Origin of the sequence: Bacillus sp. 7894-2 (genome assembly GCF_002272225.1) — a bacterium.
Lineage (GTDB): Bacteria > Bacillota > Bacilli > Bacillales > Cytobacillaceae > Cytobacillus.
In genome coordinates, this window is the sequence record NZ_NPDG01000067.1 from 1 (window position 1) to 14,460 (window position 14,460).

Below are 14,460 nucleotides of genomic sequence, written 5' to 3' on the forward strand. Positions count from 1 at the left end.
GAGGTTTTTTTGAATGTCTACTTAAAGGGGACATTAACAGGGGTGGAAAATGATGTGGTGGTTATTAATTTTTATTGTTGGAATTATACTATTTGCTTTGTTTATTGATTGGAGACGCAGGAGAAACAATAATAACCCTCTTACCCCAACAAATCCAAACGCCAAGCCAGGGGAAAGCTCAAATTATTTAATGGGAGATAATAAGGACACGGGAGGATTTCAGTAATTTTATATAACTGGAATTTTAAAAATAATGAGTCAATTTAGGGGGATTTAATGGAGAAAATCATAGTGAAAACAGGAATCTATTCATTTATTGGTTCTTTTTTCTTATTGGTCGCCTTTATGAAGCGAATCGAAAGTACAACAGATGTTGATGGTATGACTTCAAGTATTATCACACCATTTCCTGAGTTCTTTTTTACTATTTTCCGATATTCTGTTATTACTTCTATTATTGCTGTTATCATTGCAATTCTTTATTTGTTTTCAATGAGGGAAAGTGAATAACCAACGCAGCTGCCAATCCGGGTGGCTTTTTCTTTTTGGATAAACAGGTCTTAGAAGAGGCAATTAGGGATGGGGTTCAAGGGCAGATGGTTTTAAAAAAATGAAACCTTTACTCAACTCATTCGTCTTAGCATTAAAGGGATAATGGGGTGGGGAGAGTGTGAGAAGGATCAGGGATGATGATTCATTAGAAGATCGTGAAGTTTGGCTTGAGATGATAATGGATGAGTACGGTGAACGGCTCACGAAGCTTGCTTATAACTACGTGAAGGACTGGAAGCTCGCGGAAGATATCGTTCAGGATGTATTCATCACATGTTACCAAAATTATGACAAAATCGATGAAGTGACCTCCTTTAAATCATGGATTTATCGATTGTCTATTAATAGATCAAAGGATGTCCTGAAGAGTCATGCGTTTCGGAAAGTGGTGCTTAATTCGAGCCTGTTTTCTTTATTTTCATCGAAGGAATTGCCTCCGGAAAAGGAGCTGCTGAAGCGCAGCGAGGAAGAATTTCTTTCCTTGTGTGTATTGTCTTTGCCTGTGAAGTACCGGGAAGTTGTTACTCTCTATTATTATGAAGAATGCTCGATTGAAGAGATTCAAGGACTGATAGGAGTAAACCAAAATACGATCAAAACGAGATTGAGCAGAGGCAGGATGAAGCTGAAAAAAATGATGGAGAGGCGGGGATATAATGGAGAGCAAGCTTAATCAGCTGCGGCGGGCCATGGACTCGACAACTCATAAGGGCGAGCACTTTACGAAATTTCAAAAAATGAATATTAGAAAAGCGCTCCATTCCAATAGAAGTGAGAAGCCAAAAAAGCCTCATAAATTCGTTATAATTGCCATATCCACTTTGGCCATCTGCCTCTTAGCTTTCTTTGTTTCAATTGAGATTCCGGTCAGGCAGGGCGCTTCAATTACGCTGCCGGAGGACATACCGGATTTTGTTCAAGAGAGCGATTTTGACACTATTGATTGGGAGAGAAAAGCTGTGGAGTTCGGCGACAGGGGCATAATCGGAAATGAAAACAAGTCCGGTGTGATTGGCGCTGACATGCCCAGTTTAAACGGCCAAAAGTGGATGTGGCATTTATGGGGCGTTGAGAATGCAGACTTGACTATCGTTGGCTTTCATAAAGAATCGCAGACAGTTCATCCCATTTTAACAAATGGCATGGGATGGACCATTCGTGCTTATGGTCCAATTAACGGGGCGGATGCTCATACACCATCATCTGTTAAATTTCCTAAAAAGGGAGAATGGGCTATTTTGCTTTATGTGGATGGGGAGTTATTTGATGAATTGATTTACGATATAAATGAATGATGATGCTTTATGATCTTTTCTTCGCAAAGATTTGCAAGTTTATTGGGAGGTCTTATATGAAACCGCGGATTTCAGTTATCACATTAGGTGTAGATGATTTAGAAAGGTCCTTACATTTCTATCAAAATGGTCTTGGGCTTCCAACACTGGGCATAGTAGGAAGAGAATTCGAACATGGTGCTGTGGCATTTTTTGATCTGCAATCTGGATTAAAACTGGCAATTTGGAATCGAAAGGATATCGCTCATGATACCAATATGAATCAGACTGGAAAAAGCCCAACTGAATTTACGATTGGGCATAATGTTGGGAGTAAAGAAGAGGTAGATATGGTAATGAAACAGGCAGAGAGTGCGGGTGCCGTTATTACGGTTCAAGCCCACGAGACTTTTTGGGGTGGGTATTCTGGATATTTTCAAGACCCGGATGGACACTTGTGGGAAGTGGTTTGGAATCCTGCTTGGGAATTTACAGAATAAGTTCCGATGCCCTGATCAACGAATAGGTAAAAGAGCTGCCGATCAACAAGCTTGATCGGCAGCTCTTTTTTTATCCAGCCTTTTATTCTGAAAAAGCTTTTGAATAATGAACAACACCGGCAGCATTTTTAAGTGCATTCTCTGTTAACTCCAGAGCCATGAATACTTCATCAGGCACTTCAAACGGGGCTTGGATATTCCAAAGGCTGGCTGGCTTAAAGCCGAACTTTGGATAGTAATCTTTATGGCCCAGAACGATTACGGATTGATATCCGGCCTCTTTTGCCTTGTTAAGAGCAGTGCGTATCAATTGGCTCCCGATGCCTTTCCCTTGATAACCGGGACGAACAGAAAGTGGGGCAAGGGCAAGAGAATCTGCTGCTTTCTCACCATCCGATATTTTGATTTTAGATAAAAGAATATGGCCCACAATCTCTTTAGATTGAGTTAACGCCACTAAAGAAAGCTCGGGAATAAAAGCATCAGAATTTCTGAGCCTTTTGACAAGAAAATGTTCTTTTTTGTCGCTGTAATCTTCATGTAAAAAAGCTTCTTTTACCATTTCTTCAGTCAAGTCATAGTCTGCAGGGAGTTCTTGTCGTATTATGATATCCATTTATAGTCTCCTGTTCTTTATATAATGATAAAGTTTCAATATAAATGGCACTTTCTCATGGAGAAAGTGTTACTTCTCCAGCTCTAAACATAAGTTCAACAAACAAAAACCTCCAATTTGGGATGTTTTCATTTTATTTAGTTATGTTGCAGCGGTCAACTGTATCAGGAACTTTTGAATAGTCCGGGATAGCGGTGATGATTCCTGATGCAATTCTTGAACATTCTGTGAATAATGCGAAAATATCACCTGATTTTAGTACCAGGTATTATGTTTGTCACTATTCAATTAACCCCATTCGCACAATAATGGAGAAGAAATAAATTGGCGATGAAATGGGGTAGTTCTTTTGAAATTTCCACAATTAAAAATCGGTCATATGACGCCTGAGTTTCCCATCATGCAGGGTGGAATGGGCGTTGGTATTTCGTTAAGCGGCCTGGCATCAGCTGTTGCGAATGCCGGGGGGATTGGAATTATTTCAGGAACAGGAATTAGCATAGAAGAGTTAAGGCTGCATATACGAAAGGCCAGGGCGGCTATCAATGGTGAGGGCTATATTGGGGTGAATGTTCTATTTGCCATGAATGATTTTGCTGAAAAAATGAAGGCCGCCATTGAGGAAAAGGTGGATTTCATTATTTCAGGTGCAGGAATATCAAGGGATATGTACAATTGGGGCAAGGAATCCGGCACACCGGTGATTTCGATTGTGTCATCTGCAAGGCTTGCCAAAATGTCAGAGCGGCTGGGTGCTTCTGCGGTTGTCGTAGAGGGTAATGAGGCAGGAGGGCATTTAGGGACCGAAAGACCGTTATTCGATATTTTACCGGAAGTGGTGGAAGCTGTTAAGATTCCTGTCATAGCTGCAGGGGGAATCCTGACAGGAGAAGATATTGCGCATGCCATTCGTGTCGGGGCTTCCGGTGTTCAGATGGGAACCAGATTTGTCGCAAGTCACGAATGTGATGCCCCCCTATCCTTCAAGGAAAAATATGTACATGCCAAGCAGGAAGATATCGTTATGGTGAAAACCACCGTAGGTTTGGAGGGTCGTGCCATTAAGAATAACTTTACTGAACAAATATCTGACAATAAAAAGGTAAAAATCAAGAAGTGCATCGACTGTCTGAAAAACTGCTCCTACCGCTTTTGTACATTGGATTCTCTGGTCACATCCATGGAGGGAGACTGTGAGAATGGTCTCGTATTTGCGGGGGCAAGAGTCCATGAAATCAACGAGATTCTGCCTGTTCAGACGATCATTCATAATATCAAAAGAGAATATGAAGCTTGTGTTTAATTTCATAATGGTGCATTGCTTTAAGTCGGGCTGCCAAATAGGCGGCTCTTTTTTGATCTAAAAGGGTGTTTAGAGGATGGAGGATTAAATCATATTAATGGAGAATACCTTTTGATGGAATAAAGTGTAAAAATGAATGGGAGAAGAAATATGAAGAATAAGGGTCATAGTTATGATAGTAATGCTAATTCTTTAATTCTCGTAATCCACGAAATCTATGGAATAAATCAACATATAAACAGTTTTTGCGAATTATTAACAAAGCAGAATTTTGATGTGATATGCCCCAATTTATTAGAGCGAGAGATGCCTTTTGATTATTCTCAAGAGGAAGCCGCTTATCGTCACTTTATGGAACATGTTGGTTTCGATAGAGCGGCACGTAAAGTCAAAGATTTATTATTGGATGTTAAAGATGAATACGAAACAATATATATCATTGGATTTAGTATAGGTGCAACTGTTGCCTGGCTGTGCAGCGAGGAAGATTGTGTTGATGGTGTAGTTGGATACTACGGTTCAAGGATTAGAGACTATTTAGAGATAACACCCCGGAGTCCTGCCATGCTATTTTTTCCGCAGGAAGAGCAGTCTTTTAATGTTGATGATTTAGTATTGGCTTTAGAGAAAAAGAAAATTAAAGCAGATAAACTTACTGGGAAACATGGATTCTGTGATCCTTATTCCTCTAGGTATGATGCAAAATCAGAACAAGAAGCATTTAGCAAGACGCTGGATTTTTTATTGCAAATTGATTGACATAGTATGAAGCCCTAACGGTGACTGTTATCACCTGGGGATTTTAATAAAAGTTTACAAGCCCGTTCAATATTCTTAATACTAAGATGCTAATTTAGATGTAGCGGGGATAGCATGTGTGGCTATCATGGCATTTGGCGCAGGTGGAGCCAAGTGCTTTTTTGTTTTATACCGGGAATACTTAACTATTTACAAAAATTATCTTGGGATAATATAATGATTTAGTGTTCTATGCTTAATCTTATTTTAAGAACGGGGGACCCATTATTTACGGCGGAGTTTCCGCACGGGGTGAATCCGAAAGATGGAAGGGCTTACTGTTTCCACAGTCCTAACCCGAAAGCTAACCTCGTCAGCGTTTAAGGAAACATAAGAGAATATGAATCAGGGTGAATTGACAATTGTCGATTTTCTTTTTTTTGAGATCAGCTTTGTTTCCCTTGCCTGAACAGCAAGTTAAAACTAAACAAGAAGGTAGGGTAATTGATGAAAAGAATTAAATTAAGTTTAGCCACTCAAATTTTTATCGGTCTTGTCCTTGGGATTGTGGTTGGCGGTATCTTTTACGGTAATGAAGCAGCGCAAAGTGCCTTACAGCCATTTGGCGATCTGTTCATCCGTTTAATTAAAATGATTGTGGTACCTATTGTACTATCCACGATAATCGTTGCTATTGCTGGTGTAGGTGATTTAAAATCCGTTGGTAAGCTTGGCGGTAAATCATTGACCTATTTTATCGGCATGACATTGGTTGCCATTGTGGTTGGCTTAATCGCCGGAAATGTATTTCAGCCAGGTGCCGGCCTGAATATGGACAGCCTGCAGCAAAGTGACATTTCAAGCTATGTCGAAACCAATGAAGAGCAAGAGGGCAAGTCGGTAGCGGATACGTTCTTGCATATTGTGCCTACTAATCCGGTACAAGCTATGGTTGAAGGCGATATGCTGGCCATTATCTTCTTTGCTGTTGTATTTGGACTCGGAATCGCAGCAATCGGAGATGTAGGAAAACCGGTTCTGAGATTTTTCGAAGGTACGGCCAAGGCGATGTTCTATGTAACGAACCTGTTTATGAAATATGCGCCGATCGGGGTATTTGCCTTAATTGGTGTTACGATTTCCAAGTATGGTTTCGCCTCATTGATTCCATTAGGAAAGCTGGCGCTTACTGTATATGGATCCATGATTTTCTTTGTTCTTGTTGTTCTGGGAGTCATGGCCAAAATTGTTGGGTTCAGCATCTTTAAATTATTGAAGATGATCAAAGAGGAATTAATTTTGGCCTTTTCAACGGCAAGCTCGGAGACAGTTCTTCCAAGAATTATGGACAAAATGGAGAAAGCGGGAAGTCCGAAACATATTTCTTCATTCGTTATTCCGACAGGCTACTCTTTTAACCTGGACGGATCTGTTTTATATCAGGCGATTGCCTCTTTATTTATTGCCCAGATGTTTGGGATTGAATTGAGCATCGGACAGCAAATTACGCTAATGTTAGTGCTGATGGTTACATCGAAAGGAATGGCTGGCGTACCGGGCGTATCCTTTGTTGTGCTGCTGGCGACCTTCAGCACCATTGGATTGCCTGCAGAAGGACTTGCCTTTATTGCCGGCATCGACCGTATCCTTGACATGGGACGTACAGCGGTTAACGTGGTGGGGAACTCACTGGCGGCAATTGTTATTGCGAAGTGGGAAGGGCAATTTAACCCTCCAGCTGAAGAAAGATTTGAACAACAAGCTTCATAATAGAATGGGAAACACTAACAAATGTATTCGTTTGTTAGTGTTTTTTTTGTGTAGCGGGATAGTTCCGGTTCGGACACAGGATGGGGAAAACATCTGGTTTGAGTCGGAAGTTGGTTGAAGTTCAGACACAGGAAGGGAAAAACGTCTGATTTGAGTCGGAAGTTTGGTCAGGTTCGGACACAGGAGAGTGAAAACGTCGGGTTTGAGTCAGAAGTTGGCTCAGGTTCGGACACAGGGAGGTGAAACCATCGGATTTGAGTCAAGGGCAGCAGGAAACAAAAAAAGGGAAACCGACGAAACAGCCAAATATGCAAAGTAAATGCGGCTCCAGCTTTTATCAACTAGCCCTTTAGGGTCATAATTATATTATAATGAAGAAAAAAAGGAGGTACTTATATGACAAAGGGAAGTAAAGCGCTGTCACCAGAGCAGCAGGATGAATTGCTACAAACATTGAAAGCACGTTTTGAAAAGAATATGCATAGGCATGAAGGGCTGAAATGGGCGGATGTACAAGCTAGGCTTGAGGCTAATCCTGAGAAACTATGGTCGCTGAATGAAATGGAAGTAACGGCAGGCGAACCGGATGTTGCCGGGTATGATGAAAAGACAGGCGAATACATATTTTATGATTGTGCAGCAGAAAGTCCTAAGGGCCGCAGAAGTTTTTGCTTCGATCGTGAAGCACTGGAAGCAAGGAAAAAACATAAGCCGGAAAACAGCGTGATGGATATGGCTGCTGCCATGGGCGTGGAGCTTTTAACGGAAGAGCAATACCGGGAGCTTCAGGAGCTTGAAGCTTTTGATAAGAAAACATCGAGCTGGGTACAGACACCCGCTCATATCAGAAAACTTGGCGGGGCTCTCTTCTGTGACCGCCGCTATGACACGGTCTTTGTGTATCACAATGGAGCTGATTCCTACTATGCTGCAAGGGGGTTCCGCGGCTCGCTGAGAGTTTAGGTTCAGTGAAACTCGGATTGCCTGCAGTGAGAAGGATTTTCTTTAGCATATTTTAAAAGGTATACCAGGAGGCGCGTTTGTAAAAGAACGCGCTTCTTTTTGTTACTGGAAAATCGGGTGGTGATTGATAGTTTGCACTAAAAAGGGGTATAGGAATTCAAAACCTCATAGTAGGAAGCTGGGAGGAATCATGCAATGTCTGCTGAAATAAGTAAAGCGAACCCAAACCGTTCTGCCTTTTTGGCACGCAATATTTGGTCTGGTGTACTCTTTGGAATCGGGTTTGCCGCCTTTATGGATGAGACCGTTTTTCATCAGCTGCTGCGCTGGCATCATTTTTATGACAAATCCACAACTGATATTGGACTGATTTCCGACGGGCTGTTTCATGCTTTCAGCTGGTTTGCGACCATTGGAGGCTTATTTCTTTTTGCTGATTTGCGCAGGAAGAAGGCACTGTGCCTGATGAGGTGGTGGGGAGGAATGCTGCTTGGTGCAGGAGGGTTTCAATTATACGATGGGACCATTCAGCATAAATTAATGCAGATTCACCAGATTCGTTATGTCGAGAATGTCTTCCTTTACGATCTGGTATGGAATATAATAGCGCTGTTTATGATTATTGTCGGCGGTGCCCTTCTTATACGTGCAGGAAGAAAACAGCGGGAAAGGGCTGTTTCCCATGACCCATCATAATCAGAGTGATGCATCTTTTGCCGCTGAGATCTTTCCCCAGCTGATCCTGGCCATGCCATTTGTGATCGTTTTGGCTCTGTACGGGATAGCTGCTGTGGCTTCGGGCAGGAAACACACGCCATGGCCGGTATACCGGACGGTTTGCTGGGTGATGGGAGTTCTCCTGGCTATTCTATCAGTCGCAGGTCCTCTCGCAGACCGTGCCCATACCGATTTCCCGGCGCATATGATTAGTCATTTGTTTTTAGGGATGCTTGCGCCTTTGCTCATGGCACTTGGATATCCCGTGTCTCTCATGCTTCGGACATTAAGTGTCCCCTTAGCCAGAAGGGTTTCAAAAGTGCTCAGGAGCAGGATCTCTAAAATTTTTACCAATCCGATCTTTGCATCTCTCCTAAATATAGGCGGGCTATGGTTTTTGTACACAACAAAACTTTACGCGCAAATGCATGGGAGTATTTTTTTACAAGTTATCGTGCATTTCCATGTTTTCCTGGCGGGCTATCTTTTTACTGTTTCAATCGTTTACTTCGATCCGATCCCGCATCGGATACCGTTTATATACCGTGCCATTGTATTAGTGGCTGCTCTTGCGGGACATGGGATTCTTTCAAAGTATATTTATGCTAATCCACCTGCTGGAGTGCCGGCAGCACAGGCGGAAAGCGGCGGCATGATCATGTATTATGGCGGGGACGCAGTGGATATTCTGCTTATATTTCTTTTTTGTCTGCAATGGTACAGAAGCGGATTCAATTGGAAGTGGCAGCAGCCGAAACAGAGGAACCACGCTAAAATTTGATGGAAATAACCTACACTCAGGAGTTGGCTGGGAGCAAGGATTTTTCCAAATGGAAAAGATTATATTCGCCAGTGTCCCTTTAAGTAGTTATAATTAATTATTACTAGATATAACTATTTAGAGAAGGAGATACATAATGAAAAAGAAATTCCTGTTATTTTTTTCATCAATGGTCCTTTTTTTATTAATGGCTGGATGTCAGTCTGAAAATACAGGTGAAGAGCAGCGGGATGCAGCCGGAGAGAGTGTGGAACTGACTATTTCAGCAGCGGCAAGCCTGCAGGATGCCTTAACGGAGATCGAAGCAAGGTTCGAAAAAGAACATCCCAATGTGCGGATCAACTTTAACTTTGGAGCTTCAGGTTCTCTTCAACAGCAAATCTCCCAGGGAGCACCCGCGGATCTTTTCTTTTCAGCTGCAGAGGATAAATTTGATAAACTGGTGAATGACGGGCTGATTGAAGAGAAGAATGGAATGGACCTGGTCGGGAATGAGCTTGTTCTAGTGGTGCCAAAGGATTCGAAAATCGATTCGTTTCATGATCTCACTCAGGCAGATAAGTTGTCCATCGGCACACCGGAATCGGTTCCTGCCGGGAAATATACAAAGGAATTATTAGAGAATATGGATATCTGGAACAAGGTAGAAGAAAAAGTGGTTCCTGCCAAAGATGTCCGCCAGGTCCTTACGTATGTAGAGACTAATAATGTGGATGCCGGAATTGTTTATAAAACGGATGCGTTAATATCTGAAAAGGTTGATATGGTGGACACGGCAGATGAGAACACTCACAACCCTATCATTTATCCTTTGGGTGTGATTAAAGATACAAGTCATCCAGAGGAAGCTAAGCTGTTCTATGATTATCTTCAAAATGAAATATCTATGGGTATTTTTGAAGAGTATGGATTTAAAGGATTGAAATAATAAATGTCTACTGATTTTTGGTCACCAGTCCTATTATCTGCCGAAATTGCTTCTGTTTCAGGAATATTAGCCGTTATTCTGGGCGTTATCACAGGTAAGACGATGGCAAATAAAAGATTTAAAGGGAAAGCCCTTGCGGAGACCGCTTTTCTGTTGCCATTAGTTTTACCGCCATCTGTTGTAGGGTTCTTGCTGATTGTCATTTTTGGAAGAAACAGTTTTGCAGGCCAATTCATTGAGTTTATTTTTAAACAGCCAGTTATGTTTACCTGGTGGGCCGCTGTTATTGCTTCGACGGTTGTCGCATTTCCTCTTATGTATCAGTCTGCCAAGACAGGCTTTGAAGCGATTGATCGTGACATTGAAAATGCGGCACGGGTAGATGGAGCGAATGATATTCAGTTATTTATGAATATCACGATCCCTCTTTCATACAAGGCCATTATTTCAGGCGGCATCTTAAGCTTTGCCAGGGCATTGGGAGAGTTCGGAGCTACCTTAATGTTTGCCGGCAATATTCCGGGAAAAACACAAACGATTCCAACCGCTATTTATGTAGCCATTGATTCTGGCAATATGGAGATGGCCTGGTTATGGGTTGCGTGTATGATCGGAATATCATTTATCATGTTAGTTTTTGTTCAGCTGATTAAAACATAAGAAGACATCCTTTTTCGGGATGTCTATTTTTTTTGAAGGCTTTAATTCGTACAAAATAGCAGGTGACAGATAAAAAAGAGCCGCCAAAAGTGGCAGCTTAAATGTTGATCCAGTACTCCTGAATTCTCCAGGGGATCATCCTTTGATAATCTTCTCCCATGTAACATTGAAAGCCAGACTCCAGCAAGTTATGAGACCAATGCTGCATATCCCCAAATACAGATAGATTCCATATGGCAAGAAAGTGCTCGCGAAATGCAAGCCTGCAAGTAATGCTACAAACAGCATCAATCCAAAGATAATGGCACTATTTCCGTTTTGGTTGTATTCATCGAACGATTCCGAAAAGGGCAGGGCTTTCTTTAATACCATAAAACAAATGACTGCGTATAGACAGGCACTGATAAATACGGCGATAAGGTCCGGCAGAATTCCTGCCCCGTACAGGAAAAGGAATAGTGCACTTAGAATAAGGTAGACCGGCAGATATAATTTAAAAATAAATGCCTTGATGGTGCCGCTGAACACCGGCTTTAACGATTCGAGAGGGGCAACCCGGTAAATAAAGGCACCCTTATATTTTCCTGAATACTTTAAAAGTATCATGATGGTCGGAATAATGATCAAGCTAAAGTAAATCGTTATATAGGACTTGCTGTCAGATAGCTGTCCAAAATCTTCACGGAGAGTATTTATGATTAAAATAAACGGAATCACGATGGAAAAACCAAGTGACGGATAGGCCTTCAGTTTAAAGTCCCGTTCATTTTTCATCATGCTGCCGGCAAAGCGAAAAAAGGCTCTCTCCTCCGGCGAGCGGCAAATGATGTTAAGAAGGATTTGCCTTGCTTTACTCCGCTTTGCTTCTTTGGCTTTTCCGTGATAAGCAAGCTTTTGCAGGCTTTGCTCGAAGGTGCCGGTAAATTTCATATAAATCCAGATGGACAGGATCGGAATTAGGAATGATAATGCAGAAAAAAGGAGATAAACCGGCTCGAAAGCCCCCTTCAGCAACATTTCCATATTTGCGGCATACCACATTGGGAAAATGAATCCCTGCCACCAGCTAGGCTGGAAAGAGACCGTTAAGTCAATGAACTCAAAAGACCGTATAAGCAATTGATAGCCGACCATGATCATCAGGGACAGCCCGATTTGGACATAGTTGATGATATCTTTCAATTTTTCCCCATCAAAGAATCGCAGTATTGATAAATAGATCAATGCGGTTAAACCAACAACCAATAAATCAATCAGGATGATGTTTACGGCAGCAAGGAGGAAAAATAAGGGCCCATTTTTGAATAGTCCCACTATCAAAGGGATACCCGCAAGCGCAATGGTAAGGAAAGAAAGATAAATCGTAACATGCACCAATTTTGCCGTGCTGATTGTTTTTCGGCCGACTGGCTTTGGGAACAGGATGTTTCGATCCCGGACATCCAATAATACCGAAGAGAAATCGGAAATCATGGAGGTCATAACGAAAAAGGTGAAAATCCCGTAAAAAAGGCTCATCTGGAATAGGTAATTGTCTCCCATAAGAACAAATGGAATTAAGAACAAACTGAACAATACGTAAACCCATAAAGATTTTATGTACTGATTATTCTTTTCTTTGTTTTCTTTTTTTGCATTCTGCGAGAAAATGGTGGGCACGCGCCGTCCATCCATCGTCAGCTTTACCTGCAGGAGTCTCCTCATAACCTTGTAATCTACTCCAAAGCTATAAAAAACCCGCTCAAAACGATCCAATAGTTTAAGAGTGCGATAGTCCTGCATCCCTACATCTCCCTTACAGCTGACACAAACCGGGCACCAAGTTCCTTATGTTCACTGAATCCCGTAAGCTGGTTGAAGATCTGTTCGAGTGAACCTTCCGTATTTTGCTGCTTTAGCTCATCGAAGGTGCCGTCTGCTGCGATTCTTCCGTCATGCAGGAGAATAATGCGGCTGCTGATTTTTTCAACCACATCCATGATATGTGAGGAATAAAAGATCGTTTTCCCCTGTTCGGCGAGCTGCGCCATGATTTCTTTGAATATCATGACACTATTTGCATCCAGGCCATTGATGGGTTCATCGAAAAAGAGAAGTTCCGGATCATGCAGCAGGCTCGAGATAATAAGGAGCTTTTGTCGCATTCCTTTTGAATACGAAGCGATCCGTGAATGATAGACTTCCCCTATGCCGAAAAGCTCCATCAGGCTTTTTGCCTTATTGCTGGCAAGGCCGGAATCAAGACCATACAATTCACCAACAAAGGTTAAGTATTCCTGGCCGGTTAAATTATCATACACTTCCGCAATTTCAGGAACATATCCTATTTTTCTTTTATACTCGATATCTCCATCTGAAATATCCCGGCCAAAGATGTTGACCTGTCCAGTATAGTCATCTTCAATGCCAAGCATGATCTTGACAGTGGTGCTTTTCCCAGCGCCGTTCGGGCCGATATATCCGATGATCTCTCCGCGTTTCACCCCAAAAGAGACACCGTTGAGCACTGACTTCGGACCATAGCTCTTTCTCAAATTATTAATTTCTAATATAACGTCCTCCATCATCTAACTCCCCATTCCTAAAATATTCCATTAATTCCATTGTAACATTAGAGCTGCTGTTTGCTATAGGGGATTTAGGAATTCAATTGGGCTTCCTTCTAAGTGAAATGGAATAAAAAGGTTGTGAACTGGATGACCATTTAAGATAATTAAGATAGACTTGATAACATTTAAGGTGGCTAAAAATGAATATTTACACAGTTGAGGACTTACCGAAAAATAAAATAATAGAATTTTTTAAGCTGCATTGGGAAAGCCCGGAAATGGTTATTTCAAGTGGGGTTTATGATTGCAGTGCATTAGATGGTTTTGCTGTTCTAAATGAAGACAAAATCATTGGCTTAATAACCTACATAATTAAAAATACGGAATGTGAAATTATATCTTTGGATAGTACGGAAGAAGGCAAGGGGATAGGTACATCGTTAGTGCAGGAAGTTGAAAATCTTGCTAAAAAGAAAAATTGTAGAATTGTAAAACTTATAACAACCAATGATAATTTATTAGCATTGAAGTTTTATCAGAAACGAGGGTTTTTCCTGTCCAAGATTATTCATAATGCGGTTGAGGAAGCAAGAAAGGTAAAGCCTGAGATCCCCTTAATTGGAAATGATGGTATTCCGATTAGAGATGAAATTGAATTGGTTAAGGTACTGAGCTAATATTGTAAAACCTTCGGAGGGGATGTTTATGCCATTAAATGTTGGGGACGTAATTACGTTTGAACGGACTTTTACCAAAAGGGATGTTGAACTATTCACAAAGATTTCAGGTGATGAAGGAATTCACCATATAACCCCGGATGAACAGGGAAGGATTGTGGTACAAGGGTTATTAACGGCCACTCTGCCGACCAAAATAGGCGGTGACGCAAATGTGCTGGCACGTACGATGAATTTTGAGTTTTTGAGACCTGTTTTTACAGGAGATACAATTCTTTGCGAAGTAACGATCGATAGATATGAAGAGAAGGATCAAAATAGAATGGCCATAGCCGCATCTTTCCTTTGTACAAACCAGAATGAGAAACAAGTCCTGAAGGGGAATTTTGCGGGTGTGATTTTATCTTAAATGGTACATATCTGGGCAGCTGC

General features: G+C 41.6%; 17 protein-coding genes and 1 riboswitch. Of the genes, 14 read left to right on the forward strand and 3 right to left on the reverse strand.

Annotation, left to right across the window (positions count from 1 at the left end; genetic code table 11):
- The first annotated feature begins 276 nt into the window (after positions 1 to 276).
- The 4 genes from CHI10_RS09940 to CHI10_RS09955 all read left to right on the forward strand — a co-directional run bounded on the left by CHI10_RS09940 (position 277) and on the right by CHI10_RS09955 (position 2,326).
- Positions 277 to 510 (forward strand): hypothetical protein, encoded by a 234-nt coding sequence (locus CHI10_RS09940; RefSeq protein WP_095244137.1) that lies wholly within the window; start codon positions 277 to 279, stop codon positions 508 to 510.
- A gap of 160 nt (positions 511 to 670) precedes the next feature.
- Entirely contained in the window at positions 671 to 1,225 is a 555-nt protein-coding gene (locus CHI10_RS09945; protein ID WP_095244138.1) for a sigma-70 family RNA polymerase sigma factor, read from the forward strand.
- Entirely contained in the window at positions 1,209 to 1,847 is a 639-nt protein-coding gene (locus tag CHI10_RS09950; RefSeq protein ID WP_095244139.1) for a hypothetical protein, read from the forward strand. Before CHI10_RS09945 ends, CHI10_RS09950 begins: the two co-directional genes overlap by 17 nt.
- A gap of 56 nt (positions 1,848 to 1,903) precedes the next feature.
- Positions 1,904 to 2,326 (forward strand): VOC family protein, encoded by a 423-nt coding sequence (locus tag CHI10_RS09955; RefSeq protein ID WP_095244140.1) that lies wholly within the window; start codon positions 1,904 to 1,906, stop codon positions 2,324 to 2,326.
- An 82-nt stretch (positions 2,327 to 2,408) separates the two neighbouring features.
- On the opposite strand, the gene CHI10_RS09960 is transcribed toward CHI10_RS09955, so the two are convergent.
- Entirely contained in the window at positions 2,409 to 2,942 is a 534-nt protein-coding gene (locus CHI10_RS09960) for a GNAT family N-acetyltransferase (protein WP_095244141.1), read from the reverse strand.
- A 349-nt stretch (positions 2,943 to 3,291) separates the two neighbouring features.
- Here CHI10_RS09960 and CHI10_RS09965 point away from each other — a divergent pair, with 349 nt between their 5' ends.
- From CHI10_RS09965 to modB, 8 genes are all read left to right on the forward strand, one after another.
- The gene (locus tag CHI10_RS09965; RefSeq protein WP_095244142.1) at positions 3,292 to 4,245 is read left to right on the forward strand and encodes an NAD(P)H-dependent flavin oxidoreductase; all 954 of its coding nucleotides are present in this window, start codon (positions 3,292 to 3,294) and stop codon (positions 4,243 to 4,245) included.
- 150 nt (positions 4,246 to 4,395) lie between these two features.
- The gene (locus CHI10_RS09970) at positions 4,396 to 5,004 is read left to right on the forward strand and encodes a dienelactone hydrolase family protein (protein ID WP_095244143.1); all 609 of its coding nucleotides are present in this window, start codon (positions 4,396 to 4,398) and stop codon (positions 5,002 to 5,004) included.
- 222 nt (positions 5,005 to 5,226) lie between these two features.
- Positions 5,227 to 5,377: riboswitch (cyclic di-AMP (ydaO/yuaA leader) on the forward strand.
- 113 nt (positions 5,378 to 5,490) lie between these two features.
- Positions 5,491 to 6,753, forward strand: coding sequence for a cation:dicarboxylate symporter family transporter (locus CHI10_RS09975; RefSeq protein WP_095244144.1), 1,263 nt, complete (start codon positions 5,491 to 5,493; stop codon positions 6,751 to 6,753).
- A gap of 396 nt (positions 6,754 to 7,149) precedes the next feature.
- Positions 7,150 to 7,716 carry a DUF4256 domain-containing protein gene (locus CHI10_RS09980; protein ID WP_095244145.1) on the forward strand — a complete coding sequence of 189 codons (567 nt, stop codon included), beginning with the start codon at positions 7,150 to 7,152 and terminating at the stop codon, positions 7,714 to 7,716.
- Positions 7,717 to 7,911: 195 nt separating this feature from the next.
- Positions 7,912 to 8,412 carry a DUF2243 domain-containing protein gene (locus CHI10_RS09985; RefSeq protein ID WP_095244146.1) on the forward strand — a complete coding sequence of 167 codons (501 nt, stop codon included), beginning with the start codon at positions 7,912 to 7,914 and terminating at the stop codon, positions 8,410 to 8,412.
- Positions 8,399 to 9,214: a cytochrome c oxidase assembly protein gene (locus CHI10_RS09990; protein ID WP_179288994.1), complete on the forward strand. Its 816-nt coding sequence runs from the start codon at positions 8,399 to 8,401 to the stop codon at positions 9,212 to 9,214. Before CHI10_RS09985 ends, CHI10_RS09990 begins: the two co-directional genes overlap by 14 nt.
- 136 nt (positions 9,215 to 9,350) lie before the next feature.
- The gene (gene modA, locus CHI10_RS09995; RefSeq protein WP_095244147.1) at positions 9,351 to 10,142 is read left to right on the forward strand and encodes a molybdate ABC transporter substrate-binding protein; all 792 of its coding nucleotides are present in this window, start codon (positions 9,351 to 9,353) and stop codon (positions 10,140 to 10,142) included.
- 3 nt (positions 10,143 to 10,145) lie between these two features.
- Entirely contained in the window at positions 10,146 to 10,802 is a 657-nt protein-coding gene (modB, locus tag CHI10_RS10000; protein ID WP_095244148.1) for a molybdate ABC transporter permease subunit, read from the forward strand.
- Positions 10,803 to 10,937: 135 nt separating this feature from the next.
- Here modB and CHI10_RS10005 read toward each other — a convergent pair whose 3' ends face one another.
- A complete protein-coding gene (locus CHI10_RS10005) occupies positions 10,938 to 12,584 on the reverse strand; it encodes a hypothetical protein (protein ID WP_095244149.1) in 1,647 nt (548 codons plus the stop codon).
- A gap of 2 nt (positions 12,585 to 12,586) precedes the next feature.
- A complete protein-coding gene (locus CHI10_RS10010; protein ID WP_095244150.1) occupies positions 12,587 to 13,366 on the reverse strand; it encodes an ABC transporter ATP-binding protein in 780 nt (259 codons plus the stop codon).
- A gap of 185 nt (positions 13,367 to 13,551) precedes the next feature.
- On the opposite strand from CHI10_RS10010, the gene CHI10_RS10015 reads away from it, so the two are divergent.
- Positions 13,552 to 14,028 carry a GNAT family N-acetyltransferase gene (locus tag CHI10_RS10015; RefSeq protein WP_095244151.1) on the forward strand — a complete coding sequence of 159 codons (477 nt, stop codon included), beginning with the start codon at positions 13,552 to 13,554 and terminating at the stop codon, positions 14,026 to 14,028.
- Positions 14,029 to 14,056: 28 nt separating this feature from the next.
- Complete coding sequence (locus CHI10_RS10020) at positions 14,057 to 14,437, forward strand: FAS1-like dehydratase domain-containing protein (protein WP_095244152.1); 381 nt, start codon at positions 14,057 to 14,059, stop codon at positions 14,435 to 14,437.
- The last annotated feature ends 23 nt before the right edge of the window (positions 14,438 to 14,460 follow it).

Coding starts and splice junctions, on each gene's coding strand:
- CHI10_RS09940 (WP_095244137.1), top strand. CDS start 277: ATGGAGAAAATCATAGTGAAAACAGGAATCTATTCATTTATTGGTTCT.
- CHI10_RS09950 (WP_095244139.1), top strand. CDS start 1,209: ATGGAGAGCAAGCTTAATCAGCTGCGGCGGGCCATGGACTCGACAACT.
- CHI10_RS09955 (WP_095244140.1), top strand. CDS start 1,904: ATGAAACCGCGGATTTCAGTTATCACATTAGGTGTAGATGATTTAGAA.
- CHI10_RS09960 (WP_095244141.1), bottom strand. CDS start 2,942: ATGGATATCATAATACGACAAGAACTCCCTGCAGACTATGACTTGACT.
- CHI10_RS09970 (WP_095244143.1), top strand. CDS start 4,396: ATGAAGAATAAGGGTCATAGTTATGATAGTAATGCTAATTCTTTAATT.
- CHI10_RS09975 (WP_095244144.1), top strand. CDS start 5,491: ATGAAAAGAATTAAATTAAGTTTAGCCACTCAAATTTTTATCGGTCTT.
- CHI10_RS09980 (WP_095244145.1), top strand. CDS start 7,150: ATGACAAAGGGAAGTAAAGCGCTGTCACCAGAGCAGCAGGATGAATTG.
- CHI10_RS09985 (WP_095244146.1), top strand. CDS start 7,912: ATGTCTGCTGAAATAAGTAAAGCGAACCCAAACCGTTCTGCCTTTTTG.
- CHI10_RS09990 (WP_179288994.1), top strand. CDS start 8,399: ATGACCCATCATAATCAGAGTGATGCATCTTTTGCCGCTGAGATCTTT.
- modA (WP_095244147.1), top strand. CDS start 9,351: ATGAAAAAGAAATTCCTGTTATTTTTTTCATCAATGGTCCTTTTTTTA.
- modB (WP_095244148.1), top strand. CDS start 10,146: ATGTCTACTGATTTTTGGTCACCAGTCCTATTATCTGCCGAAATTGCT.
- CHI10_RS10005 (WP_095244149.1), bottom strand. CDS start 12,584: ATGCAGGACTATCGCACTCTTAAACTATTGGATCGTTTTGAGCGGGTT.
- CHI10_RS10010 (WP_095244150.1), bottom strand. CDS start 13,366: ATGGAGGACGTTATATTAGAAATTAATAATTTGAGAAAGAGCTATGGT.
- CHI10_RS10015 (WP_095244151.1), top strand. CDS start 13,552: ATGAATATTTACACAGTTGAGGACTTACCGAAAAATAAAATAATAGAA.
- CHI10_RS10020 (WP_095244152.1), top strand. CDS start 14,057: ATGCCATTAAATGTTGGGGACGTAATTACGTTTGAACGGACTTTTACC.